This is a genomic window from Sphingobacterium endophyticum, from assembly GCF_009733535.1.
Taxonomy (GTDB): domain Bacteria; phylum Bacteroidota; class Bacteroidia; order Sphingobacteriales; family Sphingobacteriaceae; genus Sphingobacterium; species Sphingobacterium endophyticum.
This window is the reverse complement of record NZ_SMMI01000003.1, coordinates 201,764-223,478: the sequence shown is the minus strand read 5'-3', so window position 1 is coordinate 223,478 and position 21,715 is coordinate 201,764. Positions and strand designations below refer to the sequence as shown.

Here is a 21,715-nt window from a genome sequence, read left to right as displayed (position 1 = left end):
GTATTTTTGTGCTCTTATGCGGTACTTACTGTCCTATATCTATCATTTTTTTATTTCCAATAGCCGTCATGGTACGCATTCACCTTTTGTTTATTCATTGGCTGAAAAAGTGATTTATAATCCGGTTTTTAAGAGTCAGTATCATGTTGATTATCCAAAAGGATTTGGCCCAAAATATTGGAATCTATTAAACAAAATTTTGAGTTATTGGGAAGTTCCAAGATTGAATACCGATTTAAAGGATTCGATAGCTAAGGCCTATTGGATTGAAGGACCGGAACAAAATTTCCCTGAATTATTGAATTTAGTGGAACAGGGTAAAATATTGATAGTCCATGAACCATATCAAAGAGCACAGAATAGGCTTTGGAAAAACCTTATCGCTGACGAAAGAGTCATAGTTTCAATAAATCTCTTTCATTTCGGAATTGTGCTGAAAAGAGATGGGCAAAGAAAAGAGGATTTTTTGTTGAGGACGAGATAGACGTTAGACAAAAGACAAAAGACATAAGAGTGGCTGATGTCTAGAAAGCTTCGCTAATGCTGAGGTAGAATCCGGATTGTTTTTTTTCACCTGGGCGTTGTTCGCCGAACGCATAATCGAATCGGATGCTGCTATTGTGTTCTAGGGAGAAGAAATAGCGTAAACCGGCTCCGTAGGAAGGAATAAGTCTAATATCATGCTGTTTTGAGAAGGTACTTCCTGTTCCCAGGAATCCATTGATTCCTACGCGTGGGTGAAATCTAAATCTTAATTCTGCCTGAGCGGTTAGGTAGTTTTTGTCTTTATATCTTCCTAAATAATAACCCCGCATGGTCATATCACCACCTAAGTCACGCATAACATAAAAAGGGACATTATCACCATAGGAGCCACGGAATAATCCTTGAGCTGCAATGGTTAATTGCTTGTTGATGGGATAGAATCCACGTATATCCAGTTCGATCTGGTTTCCTACATAATTATCTTTTCCAAAAAAATTAGGGGCATAACTATATTTTGCTCGTCCATAGAATCCATTAGTTGAATAAGTGGTATTGTTACGAGTGTCATATAATGCAGAGATACCTATTGCAAGGTATTGTCCGCCCTTCTTAGCAAATACCTCTGGGGATTCAAAGATTCCTCCTGGTTCGATATCGTTGAATTCGAAATTTTCATAGTTGAGGTTGACTCCGGCATAAAAATTAGGGGCAAATCTCTTTTCGCCATCAACTTTGATTCGGTAAAGTTTTTGGTCGAGGTAATCCTCATCTTCTTTCCAAGTATCATTACCGATGCCATAGAAGTTAAATGGCCAATCTCTGAATCTCAATTCGGTGATAAAGTGGTAATCATTATTATTCGTCCAGATATCTGAAGTGAGCTTGATATTTTTTTGTTTTTTGGTTGTGAGCGTGCCGATCAGTGTTACATTTGAGGTTCTACTGTCTAAGTTTTCTTTGTCCATGTAGAAGTTGTAAGTACTGGCGATTCCATATTCGAATCCAGTTTCCTGGGCATAACCCACAGCGGGCAGGACGACAAAACTTCCGGATCTAGAGGAATCTTTTTCGGAGGAGACGAATTTTTTGATCAATTTATTGATGAAACCGGGATTCTCTTGGGCGTGAGTTGGGGCAATAGTTAAAGCTGAAAGGGCTAAGCAAATAAGAATATGTATATAATTTTTCAAAGCAAATGTATTATTCATGTGCAAATATAGGGTATCTAATGAAATGGAAAATGAAAATTATTTACTTGCATATCAATGATATGGTTTTCAGGAGTAAAAAAAATGGATAAATATTTTTGATATGTTGCTGGAGTAGCTATCTTTGCAACATCAAATCGGGAAAATAAGTACTGAAATGGTTTAGTTCTTTAAGTAGAAAAAAAATAAAAAATAAAACTTGCGAATATCAGATAAATATTAGATTTTTGCACTCGCTATCCAAAGATAGTCGTTCTTTAAAACAGAAAGTTTTATTAAATTAAATACGCCTCCTTAGCTCAGCTGGTAGAGCAACTGACTTGTAATCAGTAGGTCATTGGTTCGATTCCGATAGGAGGCTCAAAACAACGTAAGTTGTAGGTCTGGAGGGGTTCCAGAGCGGTCAAATGGGACGGACTGTAAATCCGTTGCTTCGGCTTCGAAGGTTCGAATCCTTCTCCCTCCACCAAAAAGTTTGCATTCTACCTTTGTAAAGAGGTAATCCAGAGTGTTAAACTATTAAGCGGAAGTAGCTCAGTTGGTAGAGCGATAGCCTTCCAAGCTATAGGTCGCGAGTTCGAACCTCGTCTTCCGCTCAATTTATAAAACAAATCTAAGTCTCTGTCTTCTTAACAATTTATTTTTGAAAGGGTAGAGGCTTATATCTGTAAATAAGCTTTTTGTAAGCCGAAGTAGCTCAGGGGTAGAGCACTTCCTTGGTAAGGAAGAGGTCGTGGGTTCAAATCCCATCTTTGGCTCGAATACATAAGTTTTGTAACTTTGTAAGATTAATTAAAAGAAATATTTTATAATTACTAATTCGCATAAACATGGCAAAAGAGAAATTTGACCGTAGTAAACCGCACTTAAACATTGGTACTATCGGTCACGTTGACCACGGTAAAACAACTACAACAGCTGCTATCACTAAAGTTTTAGCTGATAAAGGTTTTTCAGAGGCTCGTTCATTTGATTCAATTGACTCTGCTCCTGAAGAGAAAGAGCGTGGTATCACAATTAACACTTCACACGTAGAATACCAAACAGCGAACCGTCACTATGCGCACGTTGACTGTCCAGGTCACGCCGATTACGTTAAGAACATGGTAACAGGTGCTGCACAGATGGATGGAGCTATCATCGTAGTTGCTGCTACAGATGGTCCTATGCCTCAAACTCGCGAGCACATCCTATTGGCTCGTCAGGTAGGTGTTCCTGCGTTAGTAGTATTCTTGAATAAAGTTGACTTAGTTGATGACAGTGAATTATTAGACTTAGTTGAGATGGAAGTTCGTGAATTATTATCATTCTACGAATTCCCTGGAGACGATGTTCCAGTAATCAAAGGTTCTGCATTAGGTGCATTGAACGGAGAGACACAATGGGTTGATTCAATCATGGAATTAATGGATGCTGTAGATAACTACATTCCAATTCCTCCACGTTTGACAGATCTTCCATTCTTGATGCCAATCGAGGACGTGTTCTCAATCACAGGTCGTGGTACAGTAGCTACAGGTCGTATCGAAAGAGGAGTAATCAACTCTGGAGATCCAGTTGAGATCTTAGGTATGGGAGCTGAAAACTTGAAATCTACAGTAACAGGTGTTGAGATGTTCCGTAAGATTTTAGATTACGGTGAGGCTGGTGATAACGTAGGTTTATTGTTACGTGGTATTGAGAAAACTGATATCCGTCGTGGTATGGTTATCTGTAAACCAGGTTCAGTAACTCCACACACAGACTTCAAAGCAGAGGTTTACGTATTATCAAAAGCTGAAGGTGGTCGTCATACACCATTCTTCAACAAATACCGTCCTCAGTTCTATTTCCGTACAACAGACGTAACTGGAGAGATTTCTCTAGAAGAGGGAACTGAAATGGTTATGCCAGGTGATAACGTTACAATCACAGTTAAGTTGATTAACGCGATCGCAATGGAAAAAGGTCTACGTTTCGCTATCCGTGAGGGTGGTCGTACAGTAGGTGCTGGTCAGGTAACTGAAATCATTAAATAATCTATATAGATTATCTAAATAAAAATAAGCTAATTGGCTCAGGCTGATTAGCTTATTTTTTCACTGCGAAATAAGTTGCGGAAAATCGCAAATAAATTGAAATAATATTTGTTGTAATGAGGTCTAAAGCCTATATTTGCAACACAAAAAAAATCTACACGGGCATAGTTCAATGGTAGAATAGAGGTCTCCAAAACCTTTGATCTGGGTTCGAATCCTGGTGCCCGTGCTAATAAAAATAGAAACTTAAAAAATGGCAAAAGTACTTGATTTTATTAAGGACTCTTATACAGAGGTTACCGAGAAAGTGACTTGGCCTACATGGGCTCAATTACAAAGTCACGCGATTATTGTACTTGTTGCGTCTATTATTATCGCTTTGATAATTTTCGTTATGGATAAAGCATCAAGCAATATAATGGAACTGTTGTACAATACAGCATCTTAATTTTCTAATCCAACAGTATTATGGCAGATCAAAGTTTAAAGTGGTACGTTGTGCGTGCTGTTAGCGGTAAGGAGAAAAAGGTTAAGCAATACCTTGAAGCTGAAATCAACCGTTTAGGCATTCAACATTTGGTTACTCAGGTTCTTATCCCTATGGAGAAGTACTACCAAATGCGCGACGGCAAGAAAGTAGCCAAAGAACGTAACTACTACCCTGGATATGTATTGATCGAAGCGGCATTAGACGGTGAGATCGAACACGCAATCAAAAATGTAAATAGTGTAATCGGATTCTTAGGTGATAAAGCCGGTAATGCGATTCCTTTACGTCCAGCAGAAGTTAACCGTATCTTAGGTAAAGTTGACGAAATGGCAGAACAAGGAGAATCTATCTCGGTTCCTTATTACGTTGGCGAAACAGTAAAAGTTAATGACGGTCCTTTCAATGGTTTTACAGGTGAAATCGAAGAAGTTCACGAAGACAAGAAAAAATTAACCGTAATGGTAAAAGTATTCGGTCGTAAAACTCCTCTTGAATTGAACTATATGCAAGTTGAAAAAGAGTAATCTTTGAAACATTAGAAAAGCAAAAGAATTTAAAAGCTCTATCCTTCAGGATGGAGCTTTTTTTTGTTGTATAATGCTCCTGGGCTTGGTAAATGATCCCAAAGCAAGAATAATTTGTAAATTTTATTGGGATGTATATTTAAAGGATTTCATTGGTTTGCTATATCTATAATAAATGATTATCTCGATATATAAATCTCCTTTATCTGAATAATATTAAAATCTTTATATTTAAATATTGAATCACCTAAATTAATGATGTTGAAATCCGAAACCTTATCTTCTAATCTTTCGGCTCCTGTAAAAATCAGAGTACGAGCCATCGATATTATGCGAGGCTTAACTTTATTTCTTATGCTTTTTGTGAATGATCTGTACACAGCTGCTGTGCCAAAATGGTTATTACACAGCGAAGCAGAGGTTGATGGAATGGGTCTTTCAGATTGGGTGTTTCCAGGATTTCTTTTTATGGTAGGTATGGCAATTCCTTATGCAGTTACAGCTAGGATGAAGAAAGGTGATTCGGATGTACTGGTATTCTTGCATATTCTCAGCCGTTCCATCAGTTTAATCATTATCGGACTTTTGATTGTTAACTCAAGCAGCCTTAACCCTGAACTTACAGGTTTAAATAAATTAGTTTGGTTAGGATTGGTGTATGTTTCTATTTTTCTGATATGGAACAATTATCCAAAAGAAGGAAATACCAAGCTGTTTCTTAGATTGAAATGGTTAGGGATTATAGGGATGATTTTCTTAGCGTCTATTTTTAGGTCAGGAACATTAGAATCTCTCGGATGGTTTGAACGCAGTTGGTGGGGAATCCTAGGATTAATTGGTTGGGGGTACCTAGCTGGAGGATCGGTTTATCTTATCATCAAGGAAAGAATTTTATTGGGAATACTTGCCGTTCTATTCTTTCTAATTCTGAATATTATTTCATCGAGTGGCCTTATTCCCATGTTATCACCCGTGCAGGATTGGTTTAATGTCATATTAGGTGGGAATGTTCCTATGATCGTTGTATCTGGATTGTTAGCGGCATTAATTGTACGAAAGATGAATAGCGATTGGAAAAAACTTGCCATATATCTCTCCGTATATGGATTGGTATGTTTGATTTTGGGATTGATTCTTCATCAATGGTTTATAGTCTCCAAAATTTTAGCAACACCATCTTGGGGAATGTTATGCAATGGGATTAGTATATTAATATTTGTCTTAATTTATTATTGGATAGACGTAAGGGGTTACACAAAATTCAGTAGATTATTTGAATTGGCAGGACAAAATTCGCTGACCACATACCTTGCCCCAGACATAATCTACTTTATCATATGGGGATTTGGCCTTCCTGTCTTGTTCTATAAGCAAGGGGAGTACATGTGGCTTGCAGTGCTAGGTTCTTTAGTGTGGGCGTACTTGATGTTATGGTTTGGCATTATCCTTAACCGAATTGGAATTAAACTTAAACTATAAATACAATTTATTATGAGAAGAAATGAGAGAAATGTCCTTTGGATCTTTGGGATGCTTTTATTGGTCGTTGCCCCCTTATTAAATTATGCACAGGGCAAAAAGCCACATATCGTTGCCTATGTAACGTCATGGACCAAGCCTATCCCTGACCCCAATTTAATCAGTCATATCAATTATGCCTTTGGTCATGTGAATCAAACATTCGATGGTATCAAGCTTGATAATCCAGAAAGACTTCGTGAGATAGTAAAATTGAGAAAGATAAATCCAGATCTGAAGATTTTATTATCAATTGGCGGTTGGACATCTGGAAGATTTAGCGAGATGGCTGCGGATGAAAAGTATAGAATGAGCTTTGCGAAAGATTGTCAAAGGATCGTGAAAGAATTTAATCTCGACGGTATAGATATAGACTGGGAATATCCAACGAGCAATGAAGCTGGGATTTCTTCCTCAGCCGATGACACCGACAATTTTACCTTATTGATGCGTGATATCCGCAAGGAGATCGGGCCTAAGAAATTATTGACCTTAGCGACAATTGCAGATGGAAAATATATTGATTTCAGGGCAATCGACAAGTATATCGATTTTGTCAATGTAATGATGTATGATGTTTCAAAACCACCGTTACAGCATAATAGTTTGTATCGTTCAGATCTTGCGGGGAGAATTACATTTGTTGAAGCCCTTCAGGCACATTTAGATGCCGGAGTTAGCAAAGGCAAATTAGTAATGGGCATTCCATTTTACGGTAGGGGTGACAAAAAACAGGTTAATGATTTTGTGAACTTTAAAGATATTCCAAAATTGACCCAATTCACAGAGAAATGGGATGATAAATCGAAGGTTCCGTACTTAGTGGATTCAACTGGAACTTTGGTACTGACTTTTGAAAATGAGAAATCCTTAAAAGAAAAGGCTGCTTACATAAAATCACAAGGAATCCTTGGGGCGATGTATTGGGAGTTTTATGGAGATAACGATGATTTATTATTAAGTAAGACACTTTATGAAGGATTGAAATAGTGTTTTCAAACAAAAATGTTATCTTATTGTTTGTCATACAAGGGGTTATCTTTTATTTCTGTTAACCATTATAAAATAAAGCTTATGAATAATCAAATTTTAAAACCCAGTAAATTGGGCTTTACGGCTCTTTTACTCCTTTTTGGAATGGAAACTTGTTTATATGGACAGGATAATGAAACAGCATATTTCTCAGACATTACAGAAACCAGCATTCCATTGGATCCAAAGACTCATGCTTTGGATGTAGTCTTGGTAGATGTCAATGGGGATAATTCATTAGATATCGTATTAGCATTGGAAAACCAGCCAAATCGGCTATACATAAATGATGGAAATGGAAATTTCACATGGAAGAAGGGTGTTTTTGCGGATGCTAACCATGATACCGAACATGTTCGGGTTGCCGATATGGATAATGACGGTTTTGTAGATGTGGTATTTGTAGCTGAAGACGACCAAAATCATGAATATTATTTAGGTAATGGAGATGGTACATTTCGGAATGTTTCGGACAGGTTATTAGGAAAAAGTGAAGGAAATGGTTTGGATATTGGGGATGTTAATGGAGATGGCCTTCCAGATATTGTTATAGGCAATACAGGAGATAAGCCGGGATTATTTTTATGGTTGAACAATTCGGAAAAGCCTGGATTTTTGATTGATTCTACGGCAGAACTGTTGCCAGATTATACAAGCCAAAGCCAGTCTGTGAAATTATTTGATGCGGATGGAGATGGGGATTTGGATTTGGTGGTAGCGAATGAGGCTCCACCAAGTCGGCTGTACTTTAATGATGGCAAGGGCAAGTTCACAGAAAGGGAAGGATCTTTAGTTGAAAGGGAGCCGCTACATTCAAGAGAAGTTATCGTATTTGATGCAGATAAAGATGGGAAGCCAGATATATTCTTTGCGAACCTAACCAGTAATGGTGGGAATAAGGAACGAAACTCAAGGGGAAGGATATTTATGAATAAAGGAGATGGGAAATTTGTTGATGAAACGGAGGAAAGGATTCCAGATTATGATTTTTCTACGTATGCTACCAATGTGATTGATTTTGATCGTGATGGTGATATGGATATTATATTGAGTGCTTTAAAGATTCCGCCATTTGAGGCGATGCAAGTTCAGGCATTGCGGAATGATGGTGAGGGTAGGTTCAGTTTTGCGACGGAAGAAGTTATTCCGAAGGTTACTGTTGAGCGGGCCTGGGGTCAGAGTGTGGGGGATGTAAACGGGGATAAGATTCCGGATTTATTGATAGGTGCCTGGGGTGATCAGGTTCGGTTATTATTGGGTAAATAAAAAAAGAAAAAATAGTTTTCATTTTATAGATTTTATAGTTATCTTTGCACCTCGTTTGGTTGCAAATATTGCGTTTGCGCTGGCGAGAAATTAAATGTTACGTTATTGCTTCCAACTTACTAACAAACATTTAACAAATTAAATCACAGAAAAAATGGCAAAAGAAGTCAGTGCGTTAGTAAAATTACAAGTGAAGGGCGGAGCTGCGAATCCATCTCCACCAGTAGGGCCTGCATTAGGTGCTAAGGGTGTGAACATTATGGATTTCTGTAAGCAATTTAACGCTCGTACGCAAGACAAACCAGGACAAGTATTACCTGTTGTGATCACTGTATATGCCGACAAATCTTTTGATTTTATCATTAAAACTCCTCCGGTAGCTGTTCAGTTAAAGGATGCAGCGAAGCTTAAGAGCGGATCAGGGGAGCCAAACCGTAAGAAAGTAGCGTCAATTACTTGGGATCAAGTAAAGACAATTGCGGAGGATAAGATGCCAGATTTGAATGCATTTACTGTAGAATCAGCTATGAGAATGGTTGCTGGTACAGCGCGTAGTATGGGTATCACTGTTTCAGGTGATGCTCCTTGGAAAAATTAATTAACGAAATCAGTTTAAGAAAGTGGCTAGATTAACAAAAAATCAAAAAGCGGCACTATCCAAAATTGAAGCTGGTAAAGCATACTCTTTGAAAGACGCTGCGGCTTTAGTAAAAGAGATCACCAACACCAAATTTGATGCTTCTGTGGATATCGACGTTCGTTTGGGCGTAGATCCTCGTAAAGCAAATCAAATGGTTCGTGGTATTGCAACATTGCCACACGGTACTGGTAAGACAGTTCGTGTATTAGTTTTATGTACTCCTGATAAGGAGGAAGAAGCTAAGGCGGCGGGTGCAGACTACGTAGGTCTTGATGACTATATCAGCAAAATCGAAGGTGGTTGGACTGACGTTGACATTATCATCACAATGCCTAGTGTTATGGCGAAAGTAGGTAAATTGGGTCGTATTTTAGGTCCAAGAAACTTAATGCCTAACCCTAAAACAGGTACAGTAACTACGGAAGTAGGAAAAGCTGTAACTGAGGTTAAAGCTGGTAAGATCGACTTCAAAGTTGACAAAACGGGTATCATCCATACTTCAGTTGGTAAAGTGTCTTTCGACGCAGATAAAATCTATGACAACGCATTAGAAGTGTTACAAACGATTTCACGTTTGAAACCATCTGCAGCAAAAGGAACGTACTTCAAGAGTATTCACATTTCTTCAACTATGAGTCCTAGTATTCATATTGAAACTAAATCAGTAGCAGGAATTTAATCATGAGAAAAGAACTTAAACATGAAATTGTTGAAGCTTTAGCTGAACAGATTAAATCTTACGGTAATTTTTACATTGCTGACACTGCTAATCTGACAGTAGAGAAGGTGAATAACATTCGTCGTAAATGTTTCGAGCAAGGAATCGAGATTAAGGTTGTAAAAAACACTTTAATTAAGAAGGCGTTGTTAGAGGCTGGTGTTGATTCAGAAGAGATCTTTGGCGTATTAAAAGGAGCGTCAACCTTAATGTTTTCAGAAACAGGGAATGCTCCGGCGAAATTGATCAAGCAATTACGTAAAGAAGGTGACAAACCAGTATTAAAAGCGGCATATATTCAAGAGACTGCTTTTGTTGGTGACAACCAGCTTGACGCATTAGTTACCCTTAAATCTAAGGAAGAACTTATTGCAGACGTTATTGCATTACTTCAATCACCTGCGAAGAACGTTATTTCTGCACTTCAATCAGGCGGAAATACAATTTCAGGCTTAGTAAAAGCTTTAGAAGAAAGAGGCTAACGAACCCTCACATTAACAGACGTTCGTTAAATTTTAATTAACAATATTTTTTAAAGAAATTCAAAAATTCAAAATAAAATGGCAGATTTAAAACAACTTGCTGAACAGTTAGTAAACTTAACAGTAAAAGAAGTTAAAGAATTAGCTGATATCTTAAAAGACGAGTATGGTATCGAGCCTGCTGCTGCTGCTGTAGCTGTTGCTGCTGCTCCAGGTGCTGGCGAAGGTGCTGCTGCTGCTGAAGAGAAAACATCATTTGATGTAATCTTGAAAGAAGCTGGTGGTCAGAAATTAGCTGTAGTTAAATTAGTTAAAGACTTAGCTGGTTTAGGTTTGAAAGAAGCTAAAGATTTAGTTGACGGTGCACCTAAAGAATTAAAAACTGGTGTTTCTAAAGACGAAGCAGAAGCTTTGAAAAAACAATTAGAAGAAGCTGGAGCTGTTGTTGAGATTAAGTAATCTCGCATAAAGCGCCAAAAACTTAGACTCTGATAGTCCAAATCTATCAGAGTCTATTCCTGTTTATAATATATAGTATACGGATCAAGTTTTTGCTGATGCTTGATCGGAAGGTTAAATCAGCAACATGTTAGCTCAGTTTTTTTAAACTAAATTCTTATTCCCTTGGCAAACAATAATATTCAAAAAGAAAGAGTAAATTTTGCGACAAGTAAGAAGGTAATTGATTACCCGGATTTCTTGGACGTACAATTGGAGTCTTTCAAGGAGTTTTTTCAATTAGAAACTACTTCTGACAACCGCCATCAGGAAGGGCTTTACAAGGTTTTCGCAGAAAACTTCCCTATTTCTGATTCAAGAAACATCTTTGTGCTAGAGTTTTTGGATTATTTCATTGATCCACCGCGTTATGATATTCAAGAGTGTATCGAGCGTGGCTTGACTTATAGCGTTCCTTTAAAGGCAAAATTGAAGTTATCTTGTAATGATGAAGAACACGAAGATTTTGAAACCATTGTACAAGATGTGTATTTAGGAACAATTCCGTACATGACTCCAAAAGGTACTTTCGTTATCAATGGAGCGGAGCGTGTTATTGTTTCTCAATTGCACCGTTCCCCTGGTGTGTTCTTTGGTCAAAGTAGACACACGAATGGTACTAAACTTTATTCTGCTAGGGTTATTCCTTTTAAAGGATCTTGGATCGAGTTTGCAACAGACGTAAACAACGTTATGTATGCTTATATCGATCGTAAGAAAAAATTCCCAGTTACTACCTTGTTACGTGCGATCGGTTTTGATTCGGATAAGGAAATCTTAGAACTTTTCGACCTTGCAGATGAAGTAAAAGTTAGTAAATCTGGATTGAAGAAATACGTTGGTCGTCGTTTAGCGGCTAGGGTATTGAACAAATGGACAGAAGATTTCGTGGATGAAGATACTGGAGAAGTAGTATCGATTGATCGTAACGAGATTATTCTTGAGCGTGAAACAATCTTAGAAGAAGACCACATTGATTTAATCATCGACGCTGGAGTAAAATCCATTATCCTTACTAAGGAAGATGAGTCGAACAATGCGGACTATTCGATTATATATAACACATTACAGAAAGATACTTCGAATTCTGAGAAGGAAGCGGTGGAGCATATCTATCGTCAATTACGTAACGCAGAACCACCTGATGAGGAAACTGCACGTGGTATCATTGACCGTTTGTTCTTTTCGGATAAACGTTACGATTTAGGTGATGTAGGTAGATACCGTATCAACCGTAAATTGAAACTTGATACGCCATCAGATACGAAAGTATTAACGCGTGAAGATATCATTGCTATTGTTAAGTATTTGATCAACTTGATCAATTCAAAAGCTGAGGTGGATGATATTGACCACTTATCTAACCGTCGTGTTCGTACGGTAGGTGAGCAATTATATGCTCAATTCGGTGTAGGACTTGCTCGTATGGCACGTACAATCCGTGAGCGTATGAACATACGTGATAACGAGGTGTTTACACCAACGGACTTGATCAATGCTCGTACATTGTCATCGGTTATCAATTCATTCTTCGGAACGAACCAGTTATCACAGTTCATGGACCAAACCAACCCATTAGCGGAGATTACGCACAAACGTCGTCTTTCAGCTTTAGGTCCTGGTGGTCTTTCAAGAGAGCGTGCTGGTTTCGAGGTACGTGACGTTCACTACACGCACTACGGTCGTTTGTGTACTATTGAAACTCCAGAGGGTCCAAACATTGGTTTGATTTCATCACTTTCAGTCCATGCAAAGATTAACAACTTAGGATTTATCGAAACACCATACCGTATCGTAGCAGAAGGTAAGGTTGTTGTTGACAAACCAGTTGTTTACTTATCAGCGGAAGATGAAGATGACAAAACAATTGCACAAGCAAACGCTTTGTATGATGATAAAGGTAATTTCTTAGATGCGAAAGTAAAAGCAAGATATGAGGGTGACTTCCCGATTATTGAGCCTGAGAAATTAGACTATATGGACGTTGCTCCTAACCAGATTACCTCAATTGCGGCATCATTGATTCCATTCTTGGAGCATGATGATGCTAACCGTGCATTGATGGGATCGAACATGCAACGTCAGGCAGTTCCATTATTGCGTCCACAAGCACCAGTTGTAGGTACAGGATTAGAGGCTCGCGTAGCTAAAGATTCACGTACTTTGATCAATGCTGAAGGAAACGGAGTAGTAGAATATGTTGATGCACAAGAAATTCATATCCGTTACGACAGAAACGACAACGATCGTTTAGTTTCTTTCGATGATGATGTGAAAGCTTATAGATTGACTAAATTCAAGAAAACCAACCAAAATACTTGTATCAACTTGAAGCCTATCGTAAGAAAAGGACAACGTGTTGAAAAAGGACAAGTATTATGTGAGGGTTATGCAACTGAGGACGGCGAATTAGCATTAGGTAGAAACTTGAAAGTAGCATTCATGCCTTGGCAAGGATACAACTTTGAGGATGCGATCGTAATTTCAGAGCGTGTAGTATCACAAGATTTATTCACTTCATTACATATTGAGGAATTTGAACTAGAAGTTCGTGACACAAAACGTGGTGAGGAGGAATTGACTGCTGATATTCCAAACGTTTCAGAAGAAGCTACGAAAGACCTTGATGAGAACGGTATTATCCGTGTCGGAGCAGAGGTTGGCGAAGGAGATATCTTAATTGGTAAGATTACACCAAAAGGAGAGTCTGATCCTTCACCAGAAGAGAAACTTTTACGTGCCATCTTTGGTGACAAAGCAGGAGACGTGAAAGATGCTTCATTAAAAACTCCACCATCTATTAAAGGTGTTGTAATTGATACGAAGTTATTCTCTCGTGCTAAGAAAATGTCTAAGGAAGTAGAGCGTAAAGCATTAGAGAAACTAGAAGTAGCACATGATAGGAATGTTAAAGTTCTTAAAGATCGTTTAGTTGACAAATTATTTACGATTGTAAACGGTAAGACCTCACAAGGAATTTACAATGTTTATAAAGAGCTTTTGGTAGCAAAAGGAGCGAAGTTTACTCAAAAGATTCTTACAGATCTAGATTATAACAACGTTAATCCAACAGGCTGGACTACTGATGACGATAAGAATGACATGATTAAGATTGCATTACACAACTACAACATTAAGCTTAATGAGGAGTTGGGTGCATTCAAACGTGAGAAATTCGCGATCTCAGTGGGAGATGAGCTTCCATCAGGAATTGTTCAAATGGCTAAGGTTTATGTTGCTAAAAAACGTAAGCTGAAAGTTGGAGATAAGATGGCAGGTCGTCACGGTAACAAAGGTATCGTAGCACGTATCGTACGTGATGAGGATATGCCATTCTTAGAGGACGGAACACCAGTTGATATCGTTTTAAATCCATTAGGGGTACCATCTCGTATGAACCTTGGACAGATTTATGAAACTGTATTAGGATGGGCAGGACAGAAATTAGGTGTTAAGTTTGCTACACCGATCTTTGATGGTGCAGAAATGGACCAAGTAGAGGAGTGGGTAGAGAAAGCGGAATTACCTAAATCAGGTCGTACCTATTTATACAATGGATTGACAGGAGAGCGTTTTGACCAACCTACTACAGTAGGGGTAATCTACATGTTGAAATTAGGACACATGGTAGATGACAAAATGCACGCTCGTTCAATTGGACCATACTCGTTGATTACACAACAACCATTAGGTGGTAAGGCACAGTTCGGTGGTCAGCGTTTTGGTGAGATGGAGGTTTGGGCATTAGAGGCATTCGGTGCATCTAACATCCTACAAGAGATCTTAACTGTTAAGTCTGATGATGTTGTAGGTCGTGCGAAAACTTACGAGGCAATCGTAAAAGGAAACAACCTTCCAACTCCATCGGTACCAGAATCGTTCAACGTATTGGTACACGAGCTACGCGGACTAGGTTTAGATATCACATTAGATTAATCAAGCAAATTAAGCTTAAGAGGGTGCATAACCTTCTTAAGCTTTCATATACAGCTTTAACTTTTTACTAAGTATGTCTTACAAAAAAGATAATAAAATCAAAAGTAACTTTACATCGATTACGATCAGCTTAGCATCTCCAGAAACTATTTTGGAGCGTTCAAGTGGTGAGGTTACTAAACCAGAAACCATCAACTACCGTACTTACAAACCAGAGCGTGATGGTCTATTCTGTGAGCGTATTTTCGGTCCAGTAAAAGACTATGAATGTCACTGTGGTAAGTATAAACGTATCCGTTACAAAGGTATCGTTTGTGACCGTTGTGGTGTTGAGGTAACAGAGAAGAAAGTACGTCGTGAGCGTATGGGACACATCAATTTGGTAGTTCCTGTTGCTCATATTTGGTATTTCCGTTCTCTTCCAAACAAAATTGGATACTTATTAGGACTTCCAACGAAGAAGTTGGATATGATCATCTACTACGAGCGATATGTTGTTATTCAAGCAGGTATCAAAGAAGAAGATGGTATTTCATACATGGATTTCTTAACTGAAGAAGAGTACTTAGATATCTTAGATACGCTTCCAAAAGAAAACCAATACTTGGATGATAATGATCCTCAAAAATTCATTGCTAAGATGGGTGCTGAGGCGTTAGAAGATTTATTGAAACGTCTAGACTTAGACCAGTTATCATACGATCTTCGTCACCAAGCTGCGAATGAAACATCACAACAACGTAAGAATGAGGCGTTAAAACGTCTACATGTTGTTGAGGCTTTCCGTGGAGCAAATGATCATATCGAGAACCGTCCAGAATGGATGATTGTTAAGATCGTTCCTATTATTCCACCAGAGTTACGTCCATTAGTACCTTTGGATGGAGGTCGTTTTGCAACATCAGACTTAAATGACTTGTACCGTCGTGTAATTATCCGTAACAACCGTTTGAAGCGTTTGATCGAGATCAAGGCTCCAGAGGTAATCTTACGTAACGAGAAACGTATGCTTCAAGAAGCTGTAGACTCGTTGTTCGATAATTCACGTAAGGTGAATGCTGTTAAGACTGAAGGTAACCGTGCATTGAAATCTTTATCGGATATCCTTAAAGGTAAGCAAGGCCGTTTCCGTCAAAACTTATTAGGTAAACGTGTTGACTATTCTGCTCGTTCGGTAATCGTCGTAGGTCCACACTTGAAACTACATGAGTGTGGTCTTCCTAAAGACATGGCTGCTGAGCTTTACAAACCGTTCATCATTCGTAAGATGATTGAAAGAGGAATTGTAAAAACAGTGAAGTCTGCTAAGAAAATTGTAGATCGCAAAGATCCAGTAGTATGGGATATCCTTGAGAATGTATTGAAAGGACACCCAGTATTACTAAACCGTGCACCTACGCTTCACCGTTTGGGTATTCAAGCTTTCCAACCAACCTTAGTTGAAGGAAAAGCGATTCAATTACACCCATTAGTGTGTACAGCGTTCAACGCCGATTTCGACGGTGACCAGATGGCAGTTCACTTACCATTAGGTAATGCTGCAATTTTGGAAGCACAGATTTTGATGTTGGCAGCACATAACATTCTTAACCCAGCAAATGGTTCACCAGTTACCGTTCCATCACAGGATATGGTATTGGGTCTTTACTATATTACTAAAGGCCGTAAGACTGATGATAGCCGCAAAATGCAAGGTGAGGGAAGTACTTTCTATTCAGCAGAAGAGGTTATTATCGCTTTGAACGAAGGGAAAATTGATCTTCACTCATTTATCAAGGTTAAGGCACGTGTTAAAACTAAAGAAGGAGAATTCAAAGATCAGATCATTGATACCACAGTTGGTCGTGTAATCTTCAACCAAATCGTTCCTGAAGAGGTTGGTTACATCAATGAGTTATTGACTAAGAAATCACTTCGTAATGTTATTGGAGAAATCGTTAAGAACACGGGTATGGCTCGTGCGGCGAAGTTCTTAGATGACATGAAGGAACTTGGATTCCAGACGGCATTCAAAGGAGGATTATCGTTCAACTTACAAGATTTGAACATCCCTGCTGCGAAAGCAGATTTAATTGCTCAAGCATCGAATGAAGTTGAAGAAGTAATGAATAACTATAACATGGGTTTCATTACGAACAACGAACGTTATAACCAAATCATCGATATCTGGACACGTATCAACAACAAGTTGACATCACACGTGATGGATATTCTTTCGAACGACAATCAAGGTTTCAACTCAGTATATATGATGTTGGATTCAGGAGCACGTGGATCGAAAGAGCAGATTCGTCAGTTATGTGGTATGCGTGGATTGATGGCGAAACCGCAGAAATCAGGTACATCAGGTGGTGAGATTATTGAGAACCCGATTCTGTCAAACTTCAAAGAAGGTTTGTCAGTATTAGAGTACTTTATTTCTACCCACGGTGCACGTAAAGGTCTTGCGGATACGGCATTAAAAACGGCTGATGCGGGTTACTTAACTCGTCGTTTACATGACGTAGCACAAGATATGATTGTTGTTGATCAAGATTGTAACGGATTACGTGGTATCTATACGACAGCACTTAAGGATAATGATGATATCGTTGAACCATTATACGACCGTATTTTAGGGCGTACTCCATTAAACGATGTCTTCCATCCAGAAACAAACGAGCTAATCGTTGCTGCGAATGATGATATTACAGAAGAGGTTGCAGAGGCGATTGAGAGCGCAGGGATTGAAGGTGTTGATATCCGTTCGGTATTGACATGTGAGTCAAAACGAGGAGTTTGTGCATGTTGTTATGGACGTAACTTAGCGTCAGGAAAGCGTGTTCAATTAGGAGAGGCAGTTGGTGTAATTGCAGCACAGTCTATTGGTGAGCCAGGTACACAGTTAACACTTCGTACATTCCACGTCGGTGGTACGGCATCTAACATTGCTGCTGAGTCATCAATCATCGCTAAATATGATGGTAAAATCGAATTCGAAAACGTACGTACGGTTGAGAAAGAAGGCGAGTTTGGTCCATACCAAGTTGTCTTAGGTCGTTCAGGAGAGATTAAGGTTGTTAATGAAGACAAAAAAGTTCTTTACCAACAAATCATTCCTTACGGTTCTAACCTATACGTTAAAGAAGGTGAGAAAGTAGAAAAAGGTACCAAACTAGTTGATTGGGATCCATATAATGCGGTAATTATTTCTGAATTTGCTGGTAAGATTGAGTTTGATGCTATTATTGAAGGTATTACCTTCCGTGAGGAATCAGATGAGCAGACAGGACACAAAGAGAAAGTAATTATCGAAACTCGTGATAAAACTAAAAACCCTACTATTAAGGTTTTAGATAATAAAGGTGAGGTTATTCGTTCATACAACATTCCAGTAGGAGCTCACGTATCGGTATCAGATGGACAGAAAGTAAAAGAAGGAGCGGTATTAGTTAAGATTCCACGTTCTACAGGTAAGACCCGAGATATTACGGGAGGTCTTCCTCGTGTAACGGAGTTATTCGAGGCTCGTAATCCATCGAACCCTGCTGTTGTAACTGAGATTGATGGTGTTGTATCCTTAGGAGGTGTTAAACGTGGTAACCGTGAAATTTCTATCGAGTCTAGAGATGGACAAGTTAAGAAATACTTAGTTCCACTTTCTAAGCACATCTTAGTACAGGATAATGACTTTATCAAAGCAGGTATGCCACTTTCAGATGGTCAGATTTCTCCTGGAGATATCTTATCAATCAAAGGCCCATCTGCGGTTCAAGAGTACATTGTAAATGGTATCCAAGAGGTTTACCGTCTACAAGGTGTGAAGATCAACGATAAGCACTTCGAGACCATCGTTCACCAAATGATGCAAAAAGTGAATATCGAAGATCCGGGAGATACTCGTTTCTTAGAAAAAGAAGCAGTAAATAAATGGGATTTCATGGAAGAAAACGATTCAATTTACGACAAGAAAGTTGTTGTAGATTCAGGAGATTCAAAAACGCTTCGTCCAGGACAGATCGTTAATCTTCGTAAATTACGTGAAGAAAACTCAAGTTTGAAACGTCAAGATTTGAAATTAGTGGAAGTGCGTGATGCAATTCCAGCGACTTCAAGTCCATTGTTACAAGGTATTACGAGAGCTTCATTAGGTACGAAATCATTTATCTCTGCTGCATCGTTCCAGGAAACTACTAAAGTATTGAATGAAGCTGCTATTGCAGGTAAACGTGATAACTTATTAGGATTGAAAGAAAACGTAATCGTTGGACACTTAATCCCATCAGGAACAGGTTTACGTCAATACAGTAACATCATCGTAGGTTCTCGCGAGGAGTACGATCAGTTATTAGCTTCTAAAGAAGAAGATTAATTTTAAGATAAGTCGGAATAATAATTCCGGTTAACATAGAAAAGCTCGGCTCACGTAGCCGAGCTTTTTTTATTCACTCAAATATTCCTAGTTAACAACATTTTCATTTTATATTTGTTCAAACATTATGACAGATTTTGCATCATTAGATTTTATTTATTCTCAATTGGTATGGGATTGGAATGACCTGTTGAAGGCTATTTTATCACTTTGTGCGGGTTTTGTCTTGGGTTTTGAAAGGGAATGGAAGGATAAGTCTGCAGGCTTTAAGACGATTTCGATCATATGTTTGGGAAGCACATTATTTTCACTTCTGTCTTTTAAACTGGGAGCGGGGGAATCTGAAGACGCTACTCGAATAGCTTCATACGTTGTCTCAGGAATTGGGTTTTTAGGCGCAGGTGTTATCTTTAAGGATGGAGTGAATGTAAATGGCTTAACTACTGCAAGTATTATCTGGATGTCGGCAGCAATAGGCATGGCAATAGGATTTGGTGTTTATGTAATTGCAGCTATCTTTCTCTTAGCTTGTTTCGCTATTATCGTTTCAGGTCCACTGTTGAACAAGTATGTCATCCATAATGTTGTAAGAATGGTTACGATCAGTTTTTCTAGGAATGAATTGGATGTAAAGGATGAAATGTTATCCAAGATTAAGCCGTTGGCAAAACATGTCAAAATAAAAAAGCAGACGATGTCTGCTGATATTATTTCCATGGAAATGGAAGTATTGATTGATAAGCGAAATATTAGGAAATTTGAGCACGTGATTCTTGAAAATCAAAGGCTTATTGAAATAAGTTTATAAAATTTCTAATTTTCTGTTTTCACCCATTTCAATAATTTTTCTGAATTTTCGATTATTTTTTGGAATTGGTATTGACCATTTTCCTTGGTAAACAATTTGGATCCTAATCCAACAGCACTTACACCAGCTTCAAACCATTTATTGATGCTTTCTTCGGTGCAGTCAACACCACCTGTTGGCATGAACTTTAATTTTGGGAACACTGGTTTAATACTTTTTAAGAAGCCAGGGCCCAAGGTTTCCCCTGGAAATAATTTAACGAATGTGCATCCTACAGCTTGAGCATTGGCAATTTCTGAGGGAGTCATGCATCCGGGAATCCAAAGCATATTATTTTCATGAGCACGTAATGCGATACTTTTTGAGAAGATTGGACTAACTAAGAAATCTGCACCTAACAGAATAAATCGATCTGCATCTTCGGCTGTCATGATCGTCCCGATACCCAGTTTTAGATCCGGGAAGAATTCCTCTTTATACGCTTTAAGCGCTTTGAAGTTTTGCTCAGCAGCTTCTCCTCTATTTACAAATTCAAAAACCCGTATGCCGCCAGCATAACAGCTCTTTAATACCTCAAGACATATTTCAACATCTGCATCATAAAACACTGGTAATACCGGTGTCTTTAATATTTGTTCTATAAGTTGTTCTTTCATTTTAAATTGCTTTTCCATTTCCAAAATCACCTTCAACGAATAATTTCTGATATCCTGCTGCTGTAGCATAATTTATGATTTCCTGTGCATTCATATGATGAGTTAATGCATGGATTAAACCAGCCATAAAGGCATCACCACTTCCAATACGATCAATCACTTCATTGGTTTCAAAAACCGCCGAAATACGATCTTCGGTTTTGTTGTGATAGGTTCCATAGAATAGATTGTGATTAGGGTTATCCATAAACCGAAAGGTGTTTGCTATTGATTCTGCATTTGGGAAATTCTCAAAGATATAATCTGCAGATCTCTTGGAACATTCCATATATTTTTCCGTACTTGTATTTCTATTAAGTCCATCTTGGACTGGACTACCTAACATATTGTTAGCTGCCCAAATATTACCCATGATGACCTGACAATAGGAAACGAGTTTAGGCATGATGTCCAAAGGCGTTTTGCCATATTTCCATAGTTTGCTTCTATAATTTAAATCCACTGATATTTTAATATTTCGATGTGCAGCTTCTTGAAGTACAGCTTCCATAAGATCTGCCATATCTTGAGAAAGTGCAGGAGTCAGCGCAGACCAATGCAACCAACTAACCTGATCGAATAGTTTATCAAAATCTATTTCTGAAACTTTCAATGAACTAAAGCTGGAATACTTTCTATCATAAATAACTTCTCCACTGGTTAAGCCATTTGCGGACAGTAGGATGTAGCTTCCGATTCGATCACCTGAAGTAATTGATTTGGAACAATCCACAGCGACATTTTGCATGGATTCAATAATTTCGTTTGCTAGTTTGTTGTCAGGGAAAGCACTAAAGAATTGTACTTGGTCTCCCATTTGTGCAAGCGCAACGGCTACATTGGCTTCAGAACCGCCGGGATAAATTTTCATACGGTTTGATCCAACAGAAAAAATGGATTCATTAGTACTTTGAAGTCTATATAGGACTTCTCCAAATGTTAAAATGTACGGCATAGGTTAATTTGTTGTTCCAATATAAAGTTTTTGCCTGAATCGTCAATGAAATATTACGAAAACGTTTAAGTAATATTCATGAATAACATG

The 21,715-nt window shown here is 38.3% G+C and carries 17 protein-coding genes and 5 tRNA genes; 19 read left to right on the top strand and 3 right to left on the bottom strand.

Annotated elements, in window-relative coordinates; translation table 11 throughout:
• Positions 1–16: 16 nt before the first annotated feature.
• Entirely contained in the window at positions 17–484 is a 468-nt protein-coding gene (locus E0Y80_RS03970) for a hypothetical protein (protein WP_156306110.1), read from the top strand.
• Positions 485–524: 40 nt separating this feature from the next.
• Here E0Y80_RS03970 and E0Y80_RS03965 read toward each other — a convergent pair whose 3' ends face one another.
• On the bottom strand, positions 525–1,694 hold the full coding sequence (locus E0Y80_RS03965) for a BamA/TamA family outer membrane protein (RefSeq protein WP_156306109.1): 1,170 nt from the start codon (positions 1,692–1,694) through the stop codon (positions 525–527).
• Positions 1,695–1,982: 288 nt separating this feature from the next.
• On the opposite strand from E0Y80_RS03965, the gene E0Y80_RS03960 reads away from it, so the two are divergent.
• The 18 genes from E0Y80_RS03960 (at position 1,983) to E0Y80_RS03875 (ending at position 19,975) form a co-directional block, all read left to right on the top strand.
• Positions 1,983–2,055 (top strand) — tRNA-Thr (locus tag E0Y80_RS03960).
• Positions 2,056–2,079: 24 nt separating this feature from the next.
• A tRNA-Tyr gene (locus tag E0Y80_RS03955) sits at positions 2,080–2,163 on the top strand.
• Between the two features lie 54 nt (positions 2,164–2,217).
• A tRNA-Gly gene (locus E0Y80_RS03950) sits at positions 2,218–2,290 on the top strand.
• Between the two features lie 90 nt (positions 2,291–2,380).
• Positions 2,381–2,452: transfer RNA gene (locus E0Y80_RS03945), tRNA-Thr, on the top strand.
• A gap of 72 nt (positions 2,453–2,524) precedes the next feature.
• Complete coding sequence (gene tuf, locus E0Y80_RS03940; RefSeq protein WP_156306108.1) at positions 2,525–3,712, top strand: elongation factor Tu; 1,188 nt, start codon at positions 2,525–2,527, stop codon at positions 3,710–3,712.
• Between the two features lie 158 nt (positions 3,713–3,870).
• Positions 3,871–3,941 (top strand) — tRNA-Trp (locus E0Y80_RS03935).
• Between the two features lie 24 nt (positions 3,942–3,965).
• On the top strand, positions 3,966–4,160 hold the full coding sequence (secE, locus tag E0Y80_RS03930) for a preprotein translocase subunit SecE (RefSeq protein WP_156306107.1): 195 nt from the start codon (positions 3,966–3,968) through the stop codon (positions 4,158–4,160).
• Between the two features lie 20 nt (positions 4,161–4,180).
• Positions 4,181–4,726, top strand: a complete 546-nt coding sequence (gene nusG / locus E0Y80_RS03925; protein ID WP_093098554.1) for a transcription termination/antitermination protein NusG — start codon at positions 4,181–4,183, stop codon at positions 4,724–4,726.
• A 255-nt stretch (positions 4,727–4,981) separates the two neighbouring features.
• A complete protein-coding gene (locus E0Y80_RS03920; protein ID WP_231595912.1) occupies positions 4,982–6,205 on the top strand; it encodes a DUF5009 domain-containing protein in 1,224 nt (407 codons plus the stop codon).
• Positions 6,206–6,217: 12 nt separating this feature from the next.
• Positions 6,218–7,234 carry a glycoside hydrolase family 18 protein gene (locus E0Y80_RS03915; RefSeq protein ID WP_156306106.1) on the top strand — a complete coding sequence of 339 codons (1,017 nt, stop codon included), beginning with the start codon at positions 6,218–6,220 and terminating at the stop codon, positions 7,232–7,234.
• Positions 7,235–7,318: 84 nt separating this feature from the next.
• Positions 7,319–8,542, top strand: a complete 1,224-nt coding sequence (locus E0Y80_RS03910; protein WP_197091480.1) for an FG-GAP repeat domain-containing protein — start codon at positions 7,319–7,321, stop codon at positions 8,540–8,542.
• 154 nt (positions 8,543–8,696) lie between these two features.
• The gene (rplK, locus tag E0Y80_RS03905) at positions 8,697–9,140 is read left to right on the top strand and encodes a 50S ribosomal protein L11 (protein ID WP_094255405.1); all 444 of its coding nucleotides are present in this window, start codon (positions 8,697–8,699) and stop codon (positions 9,138–9,140) included.
• Between the two features lie 22 nt (positions 9,141–9,162).
• Positions 9,163–9,861, top strand: coding sequence for a 50S ribosomal protein L1 (rplA, locus tag E0Y80_RS03900; protein ID WP_156306104.1), 699 nt, complete (start codon positions 9,163–9,165; stop codon positions 9,859–9,861).
• A 2-nt stretch (positions 9,862–9,863) separates the two neighbouring features.
• Complete coding sequence (rplJ, locus tag E0Y80_RS03895) at positions 9,864–10,382, top strand: 50S ribosomal protein L10 (protein ID WP_093098563.1); 519 nt, start codon at positions 9,864–9,866, stop codon at positions 10,380–10,382.
• Between the two features lie 78 nt (positions 10,383–10,460).
• On the top strand, positions 10,461–10,841 hold the full coding sequence (rplL, locus tag E0Y80_RS03890; RefSeq protein WP_156306103.1) for a 50S ribosomal protein L7/L12: 381 nt from the start codon (positions 10,461–10,463) through the stop codon (positions 10,839–10,841).
• A gap of 165 nt (positions 10,842–11,006) precedes the next feature.
• Positions 11,007–14,816: a DNA-directed RNA polymerase subunit beta gene (gene rpoB / locus E0Y80_RS03885; protein WP_156306102.1), complete on the top strand. Its 3,810-nt coding sequence runs from the start codon at positions 11,007–11,009 to the stop codon at positions 14,814–14,816.
• Between the two features lie 73 nt (positions 14,817–14,889).
• Positions 14,890–19,167, top strand: a complete 4,278-nt coding sequence (rpoC, locus tag E0Y80_RS03880; protein ID WP_156306101.1) for a DNA-directed RNA polymerase subunit beta' — start codon at positions 14,890–14,892, stop codon at positions 19,165–19,167.
• A 127-nt stretch (positions 19,168–19,294) separates the two neighbouring features.
• Positions 19,295–19,975, top strand: a complete 681-nt coding sequence (locus E0Y80_RS03875; protein ID WP_156306100.1) for an MgtC/SapB family protein — start codon at positions 19,295–19,297, stop codon at positions 19,973–19,975.
• A gap of 5 nt (positions 19,976–19,980) precedes the next feature.
• On the opposite strand, the gene E0Y80_RS03870 is transcribed toward E0Y80_RS03875, so the two are convergent.
• Both E0Y80_RS03870 and E0Y80_RS03865 read right to left on the bottom strand, forming a co-directional pair.
• The gene (locus E0Y80_RS03870) at positions 19,981–20,631 is read right to left on the bottom strand and encodes a bifunctional 4-hydroxy-2-oxoglutarate aldolase/2-dehydro-3-deoxy-phosphogluconate aldolase (RefSeq protein WP_156306099.1); all 651 of its coding nucleotides are present in this window, start codon (positions 20,629–20,631) and stop codon (positions 19,981–19,983) included.
• Position 20,632: 1 nt separating this feature from the next.
• Complete coding sequence (locus tag E0Y80_RS03865) at positions 20,633–21,625, bottom strand: sugar kinase (RefSeq protein WP_156306098.1); 993 nt, start codon at positions 21,623–21,625, stop codon at positions 20,633–20,635.
• Positions 21,626–21,715 lie beyond the last annotated feature (90 nt).

Coding starts and splice junctions, on each gene's coding strand:
- E0Y80_RS03865 (WP_156306098.1), bottom strand. CDS start 21,625: ATGCCGTACATTTTAACATTTGGAGAAGTCCTATATAGACTTCAAAGT.
- rplL (WP_156306103.1), top strand. CDS start 10,461: ATGGCAGATTTAAAACAACTTGCTGAACAGTTAGTAAACTTAACAGTA.
- rplK (WP_094255405.1), top strand. CDS start 8,697: ATGGCAAAAGAAGTCAGTGCGTTAGTAAAATTACAAGTGAAGGGCGGA.
- rplJ (WP_093098563.1), top strand. CDS start 9,864: ATGAGAAAAGAACTTAAACATGAAATTGTTGAAGCTTTAGCTGAACAG.
- E0Y80_RS03870 (WP_156306099.1), bottom strand. CDS start 20,631: ATGAAAGAACAACTTATAGAACAAATATTAAAGACACCGGTATTACCA.
- secE (WP_156306107.1), top strand. CDS start 3,966: ATGGCAAAAGTACTTGATTTTATTAAGGACTCTTATACAGAGGTTACC.
- E0Y80_RS03910 (WP_197091480.1), top strand. CDS start 7,319: ATGAATAATCAAATTTTAAAACCCAGTAAATTGGGCTTTACGGCTCTT.
- tuf (WP_156306108.1), top strand. CDS start 2,525: ATGGCAAAAGAGAAATTTGACCGTAGTAAACCGCACTTAAACATTGGT.
- rpoC (WP_156306101.1), top strand. CDS start 14,890: ATGTCTTACAAAAAAGATAATAAAATCAAAAGTAACTTTACATCGATT.
- E0Y80_RS03915 (WP_156306106.1), top strand. CDS start 6,218: ATGAGAAGAAATGAGAGAAATGTCCTTTGGATCTTTGGGATGCTTTTA.
- E0Y80_RS03965 (WP_156306109.1), bottom strand. CDS start 1,694: ATGAATAATACATTTGCTTTGAAAAATTATATACATATTCTTATTTGC.
- E0Y80_RS03920 (WP_231595912.1), top strand. CDS start 4,982: ATGATGTTGAAATCCGAAACCTTATCTTCTAATCTTTCGGCTCCTGTA.
- E0Y80_RS03970 (WP_156306110.1), top strand. CDS start 17: ATGCGGTACTTACTGTCCTATATCTATCATTTTTTTATTTCCAATAGC.
- E0Y80_RS03875 (WP_156306100.1), top strand. CDS start 19,295: ATGACAGATTTTGCATCATTAGATTTTATTTATTCTCAATTGGTATGG.
- nusG (WP_093098554.1), top strand. CDS start 4,181: ATGGCAGATCAAAGTTTAAAGTGGTACGTTGTGCGTGCTGTTAGCGGT.